General features: G+C 65.3%; 13 protein-coding genes. 10 read left to right on the plus strand and 3 right to left on the minus strand.

What is annotated here, in order from left to right; genetic code table 11:
- Positions 1-62: 62 nt before the first annotated feature.
- Positions 63-1529 carry an aldehyde dehydrogenase family protein gene (locus ACFTWF_RS36950; RefSeq protein ID WP_378466034.1) on the plus strand — a complete coding sequence of 489 codons (1467 nt, stop codon included), beginning with the start codon at positions 63-65 and terminating at the stop codon, positions 1527-1529.
- A 46-nt stretch (positions 1530-1575) separates the two neighbouring features.
- Positions 1576-2385: a gamma-glutamyl-gamma-aminobutyrate hydrolase family protein gene (locus tag ACFTWF_RS36955; RefSeq protein WP_378466035.1), complete on the plus strand. Its 810-nt coding sequence runs from the start codon at positions 1576-1578 to the stop codon at positions 2383-2385.
- A 164-nt stretch (positions 2386-2549) separates the two neighbouring features.
- Here ACFTWF_RS36955 and ACFTWF_RS36960 read toward each other — a convergent pair whose 3' ends face one another.
- Together ACFTWF_RS36960 and ACFTWF_RS36965 are read right to left on the minus strand one after the other, a co-directional pair.
- A complete protein-coding gene (locus tag ACFTWF_RS36960) occupies positions 2550-3290 on the minus strand; it encodes a cache domain-containing protein (protein ID WP_378466036.1) in 741 nt (246 codons plus the stop codon).
- Positions 3287-4039 (minus strand): FadR/GntR family transcriptional regulator, encoded by a 753-nt coding sequence (locus ACFTWF_RS36965; RefSeq protein ID WP_378466037.1) that lies wholly within the window; start codon positions 4037-4039, stop codon positions 3287-3289. The genes ACFTWF_RS36960 and ACFTWF_RS36965 overlap by 4 nt, the downstream gene beginning before the upstream one ends.
- 159 nt (positions 4040-4198) lie before the next feature.
- On the opposite strand from ACFTWF_RS36965, the gene ACFTWF_RS36970 reads away from it, so the two are divergent.
- From ACFTWF_RS36970 to ACFTWF_RS37005, 8 genes are read left to right on the plus strand one after another with little or no spacing between them, the layout of a single operon-like run.
- Positions 4199-5749: an APC family permease gene (locus ACFTWF_RS36970; protein WP_378466038.1), complete on the plus strand. Its 1551-nt coding sequence runs from the start codon at positions 4199-4201 to the stop codon at positions 5747-5749.
- Positions 5739-6938: a cytochrome P450 gene (locus ACFTWF_RS36975; protein ID WP_378466039.1), complete on the plus strand. Its 1200-nt coding sequence runs from the start codon at positions 5739-5741 to the stop codon at positions 6936-6938. Before ACFTWF_RS36970 ends, ACFTWF_RS36975 begins: the two co-directional genes overlap by 11 nt.
- A 40-nt stretch (positions 6939-6978) precedes the next feature.
- Positions 6979-7170 carry a ferredoxin gene (locus ACFTWF_RS36980; RefSeq protein WP_378466040.1) on the plus strand — a complete coding sequence of 64 codons (192 nt, stop codon included), beginning with the start codon at positions 6979-6981 and terminating at the stop codon, positions 7168-7170.
- A 5-nt stretch (positions 7171-7175) separates the two neighbouring features.
- On the plus strand, positions 7176-8444 hold the full coding sequence (locus ACFTWF_RS36985; RefSeq protein ID WP_378466041.1) for an NAD(P)/FAD-dependent oxidoreductase: 1269 nt from the start codon (positions 7176-7178) through the stop codon (positions 8442-8444).
- Between the two features lie 34 nt (positions 8445-8478).
- Positions 8479-9846, plus strand: a complete 1368-nt coding sequence (locus tag ACFTWF_RS36990) for a glutamine synthetase family protein (protein ID WP_378466042.1) — start codon at positions 8479-8481, stop codon at positions 9844-9846.
- Complete coding sequence (locus ACFTWF_RS36995) at positions 9843-10550, plus strand: ABC transporter substrate-binding protein (RefSeq protein WP_378466043.1); 708 nt, start codon at positions 9843-9845, stop codon at positions 10548-10550. The genes ACFTWF_RS36990 and ACFTWF_RS36995 overlap by 4 nt, the downstream gene beginning before the upstream one ends.
- A complete protein-coding gene (locus tag ACFTWF_RS37000; protein ID WP_378466044.1) occupies positions 10543-11301 on the plus strand; it encodes a gamma-glutamyl-gamma-aminobutyrate hydrolase family protein in 759 nt (252 codons plus the stop codon). The genes ACFTWF_RS36995 and ACFTWF_RS37000 overlap by 8 nt, the downstream gene beginning before the upstream one ends.
- 2 nt (positions 11302-11303) lie before the next feature.
- Positions 11304-12809 carry an aldehyde dehydrogenase gene (locus ACFTWF_RS37005; RefSeq protein WP_378466045.1) on the plus strand — a complete coding sequence of 502 codons (1506 nt, stop codon included), beginning with the start codon at positions 11304-11306 and terminating at the stop codon, positions 12807-12809.
- A gap of 68 nt (positions 12810-12877) precedes the next feature.
- On the opposite strand, the gene ACFTWF_RS37010 is transcribed toward ACFTWF_RS37005, so the two are convergent.
- Positions 12878-14434, minus strand: a complete 1557-nt coding sequence (locus tag ACFTWF_RS37010) for a PucR family transcriptional regulator (protein WP_378466046.1) — start codon at positions 14432-14434, stop codon at positions 12878-12880.
- Positions 14435-14721 lie beyond the last annotated feature (287 nt).

The following is a 14721-nucleotide window of genomic DNA, read 5'->3' on the forward strand; positions in this document are numbered from 1 at the left end:
CCTTTAGCCGGCCCAGCCCGCGCCCACTTTCGCACCACACGCATTCAGAGGTGACATCCAACATGACCACACCCGTGCAACTACGGAATCTCGTCGACGGACAGTGGCTCGACGGCACCCGCGACACCCTCGTCAGCATCAGTCCGGCCGAGCCGGACGTCGTCGTCGCCCAGGGGCGACTGGCAGATGCCGTGGCACTCGACCGGGCCGTCGCGGCCGCCCAACGGGTCAAACGGGAGTGGGCGCGAACCCCCGCGCACGAGCGTGGTGCGATCCTCGTGCGGGCCGCGGTGATCGTGGAGAACGCTGCCTCGGACTGGGGTACCGAACTCGCCCGCGAAGAAGGCAAGACCAAACCGGAGGGTATCGGCGAAGTTCTGCGCGCCGCCCAGATCCTGCGCTACTACGGCAACGACGCCGACCGCGACGCGGGCGAGGTCTTTTCCTCCCCACGCCGAGGTGAACGTATTCTCATCACCCGCAAACCGATCGGCGTGGTCGGTGTGATCACCCCCTTCAACTTCCCGATCGCCATCCCGGCGTGGAAGATCGCCCCGGCCCTGACCTACGGGAACACCGTGGTCTGGAAACCGGCCAGCACCGTGCCGTTGCTCGCGATGCGCCTCGCGCAGGCCCTCACCGACGCGGGGCTGCCCAGCGGGGTGCTGAATCTGGTGATCGGGAACGGTGCGATCGGCAACAGCCTCGTCGAACATCACGGTGTCGACGCGGTCACGTTCACCGGCTCCACCGGGGTCGGCCGCAGGATCGCCGCCGCCGGCGCCGCCCGCGGGGTCCCGGTGCAGGCGGAGATGGGTGGGAAGAACGCGGCCGTCGTCCTCGGCGACGCCGACCTCGAGTTGGCCGCCGAGCAGGTGATGCTCGGTGCCTTCCGCTCGACCGGGCAGAAGTGCACCGCGACGTCCCGGCTGATCGTCACCGACGACATCGCCGAGGACTTCCTTGCCGAACTCGGCAAACGTGCCGACGCCCTGATCGTCGGCAACCCCGTCCAGGACGGCACCGAGATGGGACCGGTGGTCAATTCCGCCGCCCGCTCCTCGATCCGGGCCGGGATCGATCGTGCCTTCGAACAAGGGGCGCGGCGCATTGCCGGTGGCCACACGTACTCCGAGGGTGCCTTGACAGCAGGATATTTCGTTCCACCGACCATCCTCGAGCTGCCCTCGCAATCCCCCGATCTCTGGCGTGACGAACTGTTCGGCCCGGTGCTGGCGGTGCGGCGGGTGGGAAGCGTCGACGACGCGTTCACCCTGGTAAACGACAGCGAATTCGGGTTGTCGGCGGCGATTTTCACCCAGGACCTGACCCGGACCCTGGACGCCATCGACGACATCGATGTCGGCATCCTGCACATCAACTCGGAGTCCGCAGGCGCCGACCCCCACGTTCCGTTCGGTGGCGCGAAGAAGAGCGGCTACGGCCCGAAAGAACAAGGTCGCTCAGCACGGGAGTTCTTCACCCACACCACGACGGTGTACCTGCGCGGCGGGCAGGCCCGGATATGATCCCGCGGTGCGCGGCACGACACAGCCAAGGTGAGGAGGTGTACCGGTGAGCATCGAATCGGTCACACTCGGTGATGTTGTCCCCGACGGTGCCGGGTGCGGCAGCGGACCGCTGATCGCAGTCGTGGTGCCCTTGAACTTTCCCGGCATGACACTCGAAACCCGCGAATTGGTCGTGCGTTTCACCAGATCTGCGCTGACCACCCTGGTGGAGCTCGGAGCTCAGGTCGACGTCATCGATATCTCCCTTGATCTCCCGTTCTCCATCGACGAGGAGACCGACGGAGTGATGTTTCTCGGCGGGGGAGACGTCGATCCCAGCCTGTACGGGCATACCGAAATCGTTGACAATCTGTACGGCGTCGATCGCGGAACCGACGAGCGCACACTCTCCGCGATCAACCTCGGGATCAAACTGGGGGCGCCGATTCTCGGGATCTGCCGCGGCTCCCAGATGATCAACCTCGCCTGCGGTGGAACTCTGATCCCGGACCTGGGGGAGGGTAACCCCCACCGGGGTGGTGACGGGGAGCCGATGTTCCTCGACGACGAGGTCGTTGTCGCCGAAGGCTCGCGTCTTGCGCAGATCCTGTCCCGATCGCAGGTGATTGTCCGCAACGGACATCACCAGGCGGTCGGCAAGGTCGGAGACGGCCTGCGGGTGACCGCTCGTGGTGTCGACGGCGTCGTCGAAGCAGTCGAGCACGAGAGTAAATGGATCGTGGGTGTGCAATGGCATCCGGAGGACACCGACGGGTCGGCTGCCGACCGGAACGCGTTGTTCAGTGCGTTCGTCGAGTATTCAACGGCGCATGCTGCGGCGAAACGCGGGATGCGAATCACACCCGCGGTGTAAGGACGTCCAGTACAACTGGATCCCTCGTTGGGGCCGGGCGCTGCTCGATCAGCACGCCCGGCCCTGACGTCGTGCTGAACTCTGGAAAGAACTGTGCAACAGAACAGTTGACCCGGCGGTGCGTCGCCGTCCTTTCCTGATCGGATACCGGGTAGCCCGGGGTTCTACCCCGCCGTCCCGAGCGGCACCAGCGACCACGGGGTGGCCCGCACCGGTACCGCTTCGCCGGAACGGGCCGCGGACGGGACCTTCGAACCGGTGATGTACTCCGGATCGTTGCCCACGATGACGCGCCCGTTGGCATTGACGAGGACCAGCCCGGTTTCCGCGCGACGCAACTGCGGCCACAGTCTCGATTCGATGCTCGCCACAGGCACATCGGCGCCGGCAATGCCGAGGAAGGTTCCGTCGCCGAGCCGGACCGGGACCGCGAAGGTGCACACGTACAGGTCGACGCCGGTGTAATCGAGATAGGGTCCGTAGACACACTTCTCGTTCCGATCGCGTGGTATCGAAAACCACTCCATGTCGGAGTAGTCGTAGTAGTACTCGCTGCGGGGATTGAGGTCGAGAACCAGCCGCTGTGAATTGGGGAGGTTGCCCCCGTCGGCGCGCCACCATTCGAGGTAATGCTGCCGATCGGTGAGGCTGCCATCGGCCATGACCACTCCGGCGCCGTTGAACAGCGGACCACGTGAGGCGAGTTCGCCGACCACGCTGCCCCTGAGTGACTCGAGGTCGGTGGACCTCGGGGGTGTTCCGTCGGCTTGCAACCGGGCCCACAGCTCGATCAGTGCGTCGCCGATCGAGACGAGGGAACCGTAGATGACCTCGAAGAGGTCCGTCGTCGCTTCCCCGACCGCGTCAGCCGCTGCCCGCAGCCGAGAGTCATCGACAGGACTCATTCGTTCCTCAGCTCCATACGTAATTTGATCAGGCGGCGAATGTGGGCAACGCTGTGTGCTTCGGCCAGTTCCCTTGCCAAATCTGAATTCTCGGCTTCGATCGCATCGACCAGGGCGTGGTGGGTATCGGCTTCCTCGGCTGGGTTGACCGCCACCTGCGGGAGCCAGATCATTGCCGACAACTCAGCTTGCAGGCTGACCTCGGTCCGGGTCAACCGCGAGGACTGCGAGCTCACGGCGACCTCGATGTGGAAGCGGCTGTCCGCGCGGCGGCACTCGAAAGGGTCGGCGGTCTCCCTCATCCTGGTCACCAGCCCTCGCAGCCGGGTGACATCGGTGCTCAGGCTGCGGCGGGCCGCGAGGGTGGCGGCTGCGCCCGATATCGCGAAGTGCTCGTCGCCGATGTCCCGAAGTTCTTCCACGCTCAGCTGCTGAAGTCTGGTCAGCGAATTGCTCTGGACGACGTCGGCGGACGCCTTGACGAAGCTGCCGCCGCCGCGGCCGCGTTTGGTGTGCACCAGCCCTTGATTCCGCAGCACCGCCAGCGCCTCGCGCAGGGTGACCGTGGAAACGCCGAGTTGGCTGGCGAGGTCCAACTCCGGGGGCAGTTGCTCGCCGTCGACCATCACTCCGAGTCCGATGGCTGCAGAAATGCGCTCGACGACCGCATCCGTGCGGGGGCCGCCGCCATCGAGTGGGGCGAGAACAGCGCCGAGCGCAGTCAAGCCTCCGAGCTGGTCGATCGGCACCGGTACCCCCTGAGGTCGTAGAGCTAACAAGATCGTAGCCCTGGCACCTTGAACTATGAACTATCACTGTATATGTTTAAGCGACGGATGTGACCGGCCCCACAAAACGGACATCCGACCCCACGGTCCCGCGGTACCCCCGACGAAGGAACGAGTCCCGTGCCCCACAAACCTCCTCAGCGTCCAGACGACGCCTTTTCCGACGACGACGCCCAACTCGCCGCTCTCGGCTTCGAATCCGAGTTCAAACGAGACATGAGCCTGTGGGCGAACTTCTCCCTCGGCTTCACCTACCTGTCGCCCGTCGTCGGCATCTACACCGTGTTCGCGATCGCGCTGGTCGCCGCCGGACCTCCCATGATCTGGAGCCTGCTGATCGCCGGTATCGGCCAGTTCCTCGTAGCACTGGTCTTCAGCGAGGTCGTCGCACAGTTCCCGGTCGCCGGCGGCGTGTACCCCTGGGCGCGCCGCCTCTGGGGCCGAAAATGGGCCTGGATGACAGGCTGGGTGTACCTGTTCGCCCTACTCGCCACCATCGCCGGCGTCGCCTACGGCGCGGGTCCGTTCGTGGCCACCGTCATCGGGTTCACCCCCTCGGTGACCACCACCATCATCTGCGCCCTCGCGGTGCTGATCCTGGCGACCACCATCAACTTCGGCGGAACCAAGGTCCTGGGCTACGCCGCGATCTTCGGCTTCGGTGCCGAGCTGCTCGGCGCACTCGTGGTCGGAATCTGGCTGCTGTTCACCCAACGCCACCACGGACTGGGAGTTCTCTTCGACAGCTTCGGGGCGCAGGGCTCGCACAGCTTCCTGTACGCGTTCCTCGCCGCCAGCCTGATCGGTGTCTTCCAGTACTACGGCTTCGAGGCCTGCGGCGACGTCGCCGAGGAAGTCAAGAACCCCGGCATCCAGATCCCGAAGTCCATGCGCCGCACCATCTACATCGGCGGCGCCGCAGCCACCTTCGTGTGCCTGAGCCTGATCCTGTCCGTCGTCGACTTCGGCGCCGTGATCAGCGGCGAGGACCCGGATCCGGTCGCAACCATCCTCTCCGACGCGTTCGGCCCGGTGGGCTCGAAGATCGTCATCGTCGTCGTGCTGATCTCCTTCGTCTCCTGCGCGCTGAGCTTGCAGGCAGCCGCCAGCCGGCTGATCTACTCCTACGCCCGCGACGGCATGATCGCCGGCAGCCGACTCTGGTCGAAGTTCGACCACCACCGCGCCGTCCCGCCGTATGCACTGCTGTTCGCCGCCGTCGTCCCCGGAATCCTGATCATCGGATCGGCCGTGTCCGCCGACGCCCTGACCAAGCTGATCAGCTTCGGCGCCATCGGCATCTACATCGCCTTCCAGATGGTGGTCTTCGCCGCGCTGCGGGCCCGCATCAAGGGCTGGATCCCGACCGGGAAATACCAGCTCGGCAAATGGGCGATGCCGGTCAACATCGGTGCCCTGGTCTACGGTGTCGCCGCAATCATCAACATCAGCTGGCCACGCACCCCCGACGCCGCCTGGTACGACAACTACATCGTCGCCCTTCTGTGCGCCGCGGTCATCGGATCCGGCCTGCTCTACATGGGCATCGCCCGATCCCACAGCAACGGAACCGCCCCCTTCGGGGACGCGATCCCCCAACGCCCCAGCCACATCCACACCGCTTCTACCGAAGCGCTGCCCGAACCCGCAGGAGCAACCGATGCCCACTGATCAACTGACCGACGCACCGTTTCTGAACCTCGCCGACCCCACCTTCTCAGTGCAGTCCGATGCAGTCCGCCAGGCCCGCGAGGCCAGCTGGTTCGCCCACACCAGCTATGGACTCGCCGTGCTGCGCTACGACGAGGTCAGCAAACTGATGAAGGATCGGCGTCTGCGGCAGGGCAGCTGGGCGTGGCCTGCACACAACGGAGTCCACGAAGGCCCCTTCGCGCACTGGTGGACGAGCGCGCTGCTCAACCTCGAAGGCGACGACCACCATCGATTGCGCCGACTGATGAACCCCGCGTTCTCACCCAGGCTCATCGGCGGCCTGGTACCCCGGTTCCAGGCCCTCGCGAACGAGTTGATCGACGAATTCTACGACCGCGGCCGCTGCGATTTCGCCTCCGAGTTCGCCGAACCCTACGCCGCCCGCGTCATCGCGATCATGCTCGGCATTCCCGAGAGCGAATGGAAGAAGATCGCCGCCTGGTCCAACGACATCGGGTTGGCCCTGGGAGTCACGCTGAAGCAGGACCTCGCCAAGGTCGAGGCAGCCCTCGCCGGACTCTACGAATACGCCGACGAACTGATCGCCGACAGGCGCACGAACCCCGGAGACGACTTCGTCAGCCGACTCGTCCTCGCCGAACGTGACGGAGAACATCTCAGCCACGACGAGCTGCGCGTGTCGCTGGTCCTGCTGATTTTCGGCGGAATGGACACCACCCGCAACCAGCTGGGCCTCGCCCTGCAGACGTTCATGAACTACCCCGACCAGTGGAGGCTCCTCGCCGCACGCCCCGAGCTGGGCAAAGCCGCGGTCGAAGAGGTCATGCGCGTCAACCCGACCGTCACGTGGGTGACACGCGAAGCCCTCGAGGACTTCGAGTACCAGGGTCTCCAGATCACGGCCGGCACCACTATCCACCTGCTGTCCGAGTCGGCGGGAACCGACCCGAGAGTGATCGAAGGTGAGCCGTTCGATCTCACCGCTCAGCGGGCGCCGCACTTCGGCTTCGGCGGCGGCGCGCATCATTGCCTCGGACACTTCGTCGCCCGCAGCGACATGAGCGAGGCTCTGCCCCTACTTGCCCAGCGCCTGAAGAACCCGACCCTCGACGGCATCGCCACCTGGCTGCCGCTCAGCGGCAATACCGGCCCGATTTTCCTGCCGATCGCGTTCGAACGCGGTTGACCGGCACCACCACCCCGCTTCGGTAAGAGAGGTAAATCAAATGGACGTTCGCGTCGACTACGGAATGTGCCAGGACCACGGACAGTGCGCCATCGCCTCACCCAAGGTCTTCCAGATGGATGACGACGGCAAGCTCGTCTACGACAACCACCCCGACGACGCCCAACGCGACGAGGTGGAAGAAGCAGCCGACGTCTGCCCCGTGCAAGCGATCTTCCTCGACGAGAGCTGAAACCGATGCCTTCGCACGTGGTCATCGTCGGCGGATCGATGGGCGGACTCCGCGCAGCCGAACAGTTGCTCGCCAACAAGTTCGATGGAGTCGTGACCATCGTCGGCGACGAAAAGCACATGCCCTACAACCGTCCACCCCTGTCGAAGGACGTGCTCGCCGCCGAACGCGACGAACACAATTCCACCCTCGACCACTGGCATTCCTCGGTCGCCTTCCGCCAGCGCAAGAGCATCGCCGACGTCCGCTGGCGACTCGGATCCCCGGCTACCGCCAGCGATCTCGACGCCAAGACGATCACTCTCGCCGACGGTGAGGTGCTCCACTACGACGGTCTGGTCATCGCCACGGGGCTGCGCCCGCGGCGCCTGGATCTACCGGGCCCGAAGTCCGGGCGGCACGTGATCCGCACCCTCGACGACGCCATCAACCTGCGCGCCGAGCTGCAGCCGGGAAGTCGGGTAATCGTCGTAGGCGGTGGCTTCATCGGCTGCGAGACCGCGGCCACCGCAACTAAACTCGGGTGCCAGGTGCACATCGTCGAGCCGATGGCCGCCCCGATGATCCGGCCCCTCGGGGAGGAATTCGGCACCGCGCTGCGGCGAGTCCACGAGGCCTCCGGCGTACACGTTCACACCGGGGTTTCCGTCGAAGAGGCGGTCGCCGGCAACGACGATCCCGAACGGCTGGCCGCGGTGACTCTGACCGACGGCACCCGACTCGACGCCGACGTGCTGATCGAGTCTGTGGGCTCACACCCGAACGTCGAATGGCTCGACGGAAACGGCCTCGACCTGAGCAACGGCGTCCTGTGCGACAACCATCTGCGCGTCGAATCCCGGCCCGATGTCGTTGCCGTCGGCGACATTGCCCGGTTCCCCGACCCCGCCGCAGGGAGCATCCCGCGTCGGATCGAGCACTGGTGCATCCCTACCGATACCGCCAAGCGAGCCGCGGTCTCGCTGATCCACCACCTGAACGGTGACGACGAGGACACCACCCCGTTCTCACCGCTGCCGTCGTTCTGGAGTGACCAGTTCGGTCTACGACTGCAAGGATACGGCGCACCGGGCGATGCCGACCACATCTCGGTCCTCGACGGTGACCTGTCGGCCCCGATCGACGACGACCCGTCTGCGCTGCACGGCACCGTGGTCGGCTACTACCGCGGAAGTCAACTTGTCGGGGTCGTCATGATCTCACCCACACCCGCCTCGGCCCGGAAGTACCGCGAAGCCATCGAAACCTACCGGACCGCAGTCCTCACTTCCTGACCCCGCGACCTACCCACACACAAGGAGATATCCGATGACCGCATTGGATCAGCACCGAGAGCTCAATTCCTCGGACGCCCGTATCGCAGACATCGAAAAGCAAATCGATTCCACCGGAGTCGAATACATCTATTACCAGGTCGTGACCCTCACCGGGCGAACCGTTGCCAAGGTCGTCCCCGCCCGGCATCTTCGCCGAAACCTCGTCAAGGGTGTGCAGTTCCACCGCACCGCCATGGTCGATTTGCACACCGACCGCACCGGACAGCTCCTCGGAGGTGGTGTCGACGCGGCCGAGTTCACCGCCATCCCCGATCTGGACACCTTCGCAGTGCTTCCCTGGGACACCACCGTCGCGCGGTTCTTCTGCACCACCTACGAACCCGACCACCTCCCCGGTATCGGTGGCGACCACCTCGCCACCGATACCCGCAGCACGCTCATCCGTTCACACCGCCAATTCACAGCCGACACCGGTCTCGAACTCAAGAGCGGCTGCGAACCCGAAATGAGCTGGCTCGGCGCGACCATCGACGTCAAGGTCCGCCCGGGAGGCAGCGCCGCATACCAGACCGCGAATCTCGAACTGATGCGCCCGATCTACCAAAAGGTCATGACCTACGCGCACGCCCTCGGATTCGACATGATCGAAGGAGACTACGAAGACCCCGGACAGCTCGAACTGAACTGGCAATTCGACCGCTGCACCGCCACCGCCGATCGCCTGATCACCTACCGGCAGATCTGCCACCAGGTCGCCAAGGAACACGGCGTCGTCGCCAGCTTCATGCCCAAACCCGTCACCGGCTCCATGGGCAACGGCTGCCACCACAACGTCAGCCTGTGGAACGGAGACGAGAACGTCTTCGAAGAACCCGGTCGCCGCGAACTGCACCTGAGCAAGATCGGCCAGCACGCGCTCGGCGGGATGCTCGCCCACGCCGCCGGATCGATAGCAATCATGGCCTCGACCGTCAACTCCTACAAACGATTCTGGGACGGCGGCCAATTCGCCCCGACCGCTGTCAACTGGGGCATGGACAACAAAACCTGCACTGTCCGACTCTCCGCGGTCGGCCGTCTCGAGTACAAGATCCCCGACGCCAGCGTCAACCCCTACCTCTCCCACACCGTGCTGCTCGCCGCCATCAAGGACGGCATCGACAACGCCACCGATCCCGGCGACCCGCAGATCGGCAGCAGCTACTGCGACCACACCTACGAGACGTTGCCGCTCACTCTCGGGGACGCCGTACAAGCCTTCAACGACAACCCCGTCATTCGCGGCAGCCTTTCCCCCGAACTCGCCGACCAGTACTCGGCCCTCAAATTCGACGAATGGGCCCGCGCCTGCGGCGCCGTGACCGACTTCGACCGCGACATGTACCTGGAGTTCCTGTGAGCAACGAACTGAAACTGATCTGCGTCGACCTCCCCGCACCGCCGCTGTTCGAGAAGGCGACCCCCGCCGGTACCCGATCCGGCTACGAGCCCTCCGCAGCCGAACTCGTCGCCGACGTCCTCGGTGCGACCGTCCGCTGGGTGTTCACGTCCTGGAGTGACATGGTTCCTGCCCTGCAGGACGGCCGTGGTGACGCGATCTGGTGCGGTCAGGGCATCACCCCCACTCGCGCCGACCGGGTCGACTTCACCCGCCCCTACGCAATCTTCGACGAATCGGTCCTCGTTCTCGCGGACAGCGGAATCACCGCACAGGAGCACCTGAAGGGCAAGCGAGTCGGCGCCATCGTCGGCAGCACCAACCTCGCCCTCGCGGAGACCTTCGACGGGGTGACCACTGTGCCGTTCGACGGCGCCACCGATGATGTTCTCGGCGACATGGTGCAGGCACTGCGCGACGGAGAGATCGACGCCGTGGTCGACGATGATGTCGCTATCGTGCCCCTCGGGGAGCAGCCCGACCTCGCCGTGGCCTTCACCGTTGCCACCCGGAACCGCTGGGGTGTCTCGGTCGCGAAGGGCAACGACACCCTCCGCACGAGCCTTGACGCAGCCTTGAACAAGGTCATCGCCGACGGAACCCTCGAAACCGAGTGGAAGAGGTGGATGCCGGACCTGCCCTTCCCCCTCACCGCCGATGAATGAGACCGACGGCCGGGGCCGACCGCTGATCGCCGTCCCCGGCATCCGCTCCGCCTCGATCAGCGGTCTGCGACGCTCCGGAACCGTTGCCGCCGACAAGATCCTCGAAGCGATCTTCCGGGCCGGCGGAGAGCCTGTCATCGTGCCGCCCGGCCCGGGCGATATCGCCCGACGACTGACAATCTTCGACGGCATCGTTCTGCCGGGCGGCGCCGATCTGGACCCCACCACCTACGGGGCTACCCGCGACCCCCGCACGGAGGCATCGGATCCCATCCAGGACGAATTCGACCTGATCACGGCGAGGGCAGTGATCGAGCGAGGACTGCCGTTCCTCGCGATCTGCCGCGGCATGCAGGTGGTCAACGTCGCTCTCGGCGGCACGCTGGTCCAGCACCTCCCGGACAGCAACATCTGGCACCGCGAATGCATGCACCAGGTCTGGATGGAACCCGGCTCCGCCGTCGCACAGGCAATGGGGAGCCGCGTCGTCGAGGTCTCCTCCTATCATCACCAAGCCGTCGACCGGCTCGGCGCCGGACTACGGGTGGTCGGGCGCGCCGACGACGGGTGCATCGAAGTGCTCGAACACGAGCACGCTCCCATGTTGGGCGTGCAGTGGCACCCAGAGGACAACGCCGATACCGCCGCCCACCAACAGGCCCTTTTCGACGCCACCGTCGAGCGCGCCCGCCTCGCCCGGGCGCGACGCGATGAATGCGGCCGGGACCTCGTCCGAACGAAGGAGAACTGACCATGACCGCAACCTTGCCCCGCGAGGTGGACCGCCTCCTCGAGACGGCGCACAACCTGACGCTGCGGACCGATGTCTTCATCGACGGCACCTTCGTCCCCGCAATCGCCGGCAGACGCTTCGACTGCATCTCACCCCGCGACGGGCGGGTACTGACCACCATCGCCGAAGGCGATCGAGAAGACATCGACCGTGCCGTCCAGTCCGCTCGTCGGGCCTTCGAGGACGGCCGCTGGGCCAAGCAGCATCCACGTGAACGCCGCCGGGTGCTGCAGGCCCTCGCGCGGCTGATCGAGGAGCATGCCGACGAGCTCGCACTTCTCGAAAGCCTGGACATGGGTAAGCCCGTCGGGGATGCCCTCGCCGTCGACATACGAGTGACGGTGCAGTGCTTCGACTTCTACGCCGAGGCCATCGACAAGCGCTACGACGAGGTCGCGCCGACCGACAGCACCACCTTCGCGACCATCACACGCGAGCCCTACGGTGTGGTCGCGGCGATCGTGCCGTGGAACTTTCCGCTCATGCTCGCCGCCTGGAAGCTCGCCCCCGCCCTCGCGGTCGGCAACAGCGTGGTCCTCAAGCCCGCCGAAGCGTCGTCGCTGACCGCGCTGCGGCTCGCCGAGCTCGCCACCGAGGCCGGGCTACCCGACGGTGTCCTCAACGTCGTGCCCGGATACGGCGCGACCGCCGGTGCCGCGCTCGGTCTCCACCCCGACATCGACGCCATCACCTTCACCGGATCGGGCCCGGTCGGGCGGACACTGCTGCGCGCATCCGCCGACTCGAACCTGAAGGAGGTCTCCCTCGAGCTGGGAGGCAAGAGCGCCCAACTCGTCCTCGACGATGCCACCGACCTCGACACCATCGCGGCGTCCGTGGCCAGCGGCATCTTCTTCAACCAGGGCGAAGTGTGCTCGGCCGGTTCCCGGCTCGTCGTACACCGCTCTCGCAAGGATGAACTCATCGAGCGTTTGCTGCAGGCCACCGCCAAGATGAAGGTCGGCGACCCGCTCGATTCGCAGACCACCGTCGGAGCGCTCGTGGAGGCGAAACACCTGCACCGTGTCCTCGCATACATCACGACGGCAACCAACGAAGGCGCGACCACCCTCACCGGCGGCACACGCGCACGCATCGAATCCGGTGGCTACTACGTCGAACCGACCATCTTCGACCACGTCACCCCCGAGATGACAATCGCCCAGGAAGAAGTGTTCGGGCCCGTACTGTCGGTTCTCACATTCGACGACCTCGACGAAGGAGTCCGTATCGTCAACAGCACCCCGTACGGACTCGCCGCCGCGGTGTGGACCACCAGCCTGTCGAACGCACACGTGGTCTCCCGAACCCTGCGCGCAGGAACCGTGTGGGTCAATAATTACGACGGCAGCGACATCACCGTGCCCTTCGGCGGACACAAGCAGTCCGGTTTCGGAGCCCACGACAAATCGCTCCACGCACTCGATAAGTACACCACTCTCAAGAGCACCTGGATGAAACTGTAAAGGGCGTAGGAAGGCCGAACAGTGCCCGGCCGGAGTGCCAGTGGAATGGTCTCGTTACGAAGTCGGAATCACGGCGCCTCCGACATCGTGCCGAGTAACTCCCGTGCTTTGACCGCGATCCACAGCTCGGCGCGGACATGGGCGGAGTTGATATCTCGGCCCGTCAGCTCCACCACCTTCTGCAGGCGGTTGCGCATGGTGTGACGATGTACCCCCAGCGTCGCCGCTGCAACTTCCGTCTGCCCATTGTGTTCCAAAAACGCTGTCAGCGTGGCAACCAAGCTGCTCGATGCGGGGTGGGTCGCGTCGTACACGTCCAACGCGCCGAGCATCGACTGCTCCAGCGTGCGTAGTTCCTCAGCGCTCTGGCTGCCCAGCAGGAGGGAAAAGGTTCCGAGGTCCGCGAAATTGACCACCTGACCCTTCTGTTGCCGACCGGCTCGCGCCGCCGCGATCGCTTGCCTGACACTCAGCCCCGCAGAAAGGATTGGAGCGGGCAGCCCGAGGCCACCTCCGATCGGCCGCTGCAATTGAGCGCTTACCTGCTGCGGCAGCTGGGATCCCAAGTCCGGCGAGCGTTCGGCGGGAACAATAATCGTGAGCTCATTCGCTGTCGAGGTCATGAGGTACGGAGTTGCATGCCCCGCGAGTGCCGCCGCGGTCTGCCGCTCGGCCGGGAGGAGGGGCCCGACATCCGTGAGCACGATCGCGGCGACGCGAGAGTCGGCGTCGAAGCCGAAGTACCTGAGTAAGCTCACATCCAGATGGTCGCCCAGGCCGAGTAGCGCCTGAGTCACGGCTGCACGCAGACGCTGCTCCGCATCAACCACTTTGGCAGGTTTGCCCAATTCAATCGAGACCAGCGACACAGCATGAGCGACCAGGAGTCGATCGGACGGTGGAAGGGGCTCACTCGAGCTGACTGCAAGGTAGCCGTGTAGTTCCTGGGCCGCCGCGACGCTCTGCATCGTGCAGTAACCGTCGTCGTCGGCGACGACCTTGCTGGTCTGGCGCCGACCTGGCCTCGAGCGAGCCGTCTCGGCCATGTGGCGGGCAAGGCGAATGATACGAGCCGAGTCCGATCCGTGGACCGCCAGGACCCGGTCGTCGGTGTCGATCACAGCAACGGTTGACGACAGGGCCCGGCCGAGGGCCGAGATCACTGCAGGAATTCCGCCACGCAGTGTTGCTCGGGCGAAGTTTTCCTGCTGGTCAACGACGCGCTGAACGCTGCGGACTTGGTCTGCCGTGAGTTCATCGATGACCGCGCGGGTGATGGCTATGAACGGTGTCGAGGCAGGGACCGCAAGAATCGGCAGACCCAATTCGTCTCCCGCGCTTCGGATGCCGTCGGGAACTCGATCGAAAGTAGTCCCGGTGTCGAATGCCAGCGCGACGGTACCCGCTTGTACGAGCCCGGCGACATACTCGAACTGTTCCTCTGCTGTTGTTCCGATTTGGAGTCCGGTCGTCATGACCAGTTCGCCACCGGCGAGCCACGGTGTCGGGTCTGCGAGTTCGATTGCGTGGGCCCAGTCGATCACATGGTCGGCGCCCTCGAGACCTGCGACGACAGAGAGGCCGAGGTCGCGGCGTTGAGTCAGTCTGCGGACAGTTATCGCCACATTGACACACTCCCGCCTACCAGGAATCGAGTAGTACCCGGCCCACCATGTTCGCCGTCATTCTATGCGCCGGGAGTTCGGTGGGGTCACGCGGATGTCTGAGCGGGCGATGAGTTCGGTGGTCGACTTTCGGCATCTGGCGTCCCGTCATCTCGTGAACTGTGAGGGCGAGCGGTCAACTCGCCCAAGGCGGATCCGGTCGATCTCAGAGGATGTCGGTGTTCTCAATTGTGGGTATCTGACGTGGTTCTCAGGGGGCACGGTGGCAACGCCGCGTCGATCCCCGG

Source organism: Rhodococcus sp. NPDC056960, from assembly GCF_042674125.1.
Lineage (GTDB): Bacteria > Actinomycetota > Actinomycetes > Mycobacteriales > Mycobacteriaceae > Rhodococcus_F.

What these genes read in the sequence shown, in the direction of transcription:
- ACFTWF_RS36950 (WP_378466034.1), top strand. Translation starts at nt 63, where the DNA reads ATGACCACACCCGTGCAACTACGGAATCTCGTCGACGGACAGTGGCTC.
- ACFTWF_RS36960 (WP_378466036.1), bottom strand. Translation starts at nt 3,290, where the DNA reads ATGAGTCCTGTCGATGACTCTCGGCTGCGGGCAGCGGCTGACGCGGTC.
- ACFTWF_RS36975 (WP_378466039.1), top strand. Translation starts at nt 5,739, where the DNA reads ATGCCCACTGATCAACTGACCGACGCACCGTTTCTGAACCTCGCCGAC.
- ACFTWF_RS36980 (WP_378466040.1), top strand. Translation starts at nt 6,979, where the DNA reads ATGGACGTTCGCGTCGACTACGGAATGTGCCAGGACCACGGACAGTGC.
- ACFTWF_RS36985 (WP_378466041.1), top strand. Translation starts at nt 7,176, where the DNA reads ATGCCTTCGCACGTGGTCATCGTCGGCGGATCGATGGGCGGACTCCGC.
- ACFTWF_RS36990 (WP_378466042.1), top strand. Translation starts at nt 8,479, where the DNA reads ATGACCGCATTGGATCAGCACCGAGAGCTCAATTCCTCGGACGCCCGT.
- ACFTWF_RS37000 (WP_378466044.1), top strand. Translation starts at nt 10,543, where the DNA reads ATGAATGAGACCGACGGCCGGGGCCGACCGCTGATCGCCGTCCCCGGC.
- ACFTWF_RS37005 (WP_378466045.1), top strand. Translation starts at nt 11,304, where the DNA reads ATGACCGCAACCTTGCCCCGCGAGGTGGACCGCCTCCTCGAGACGGCG.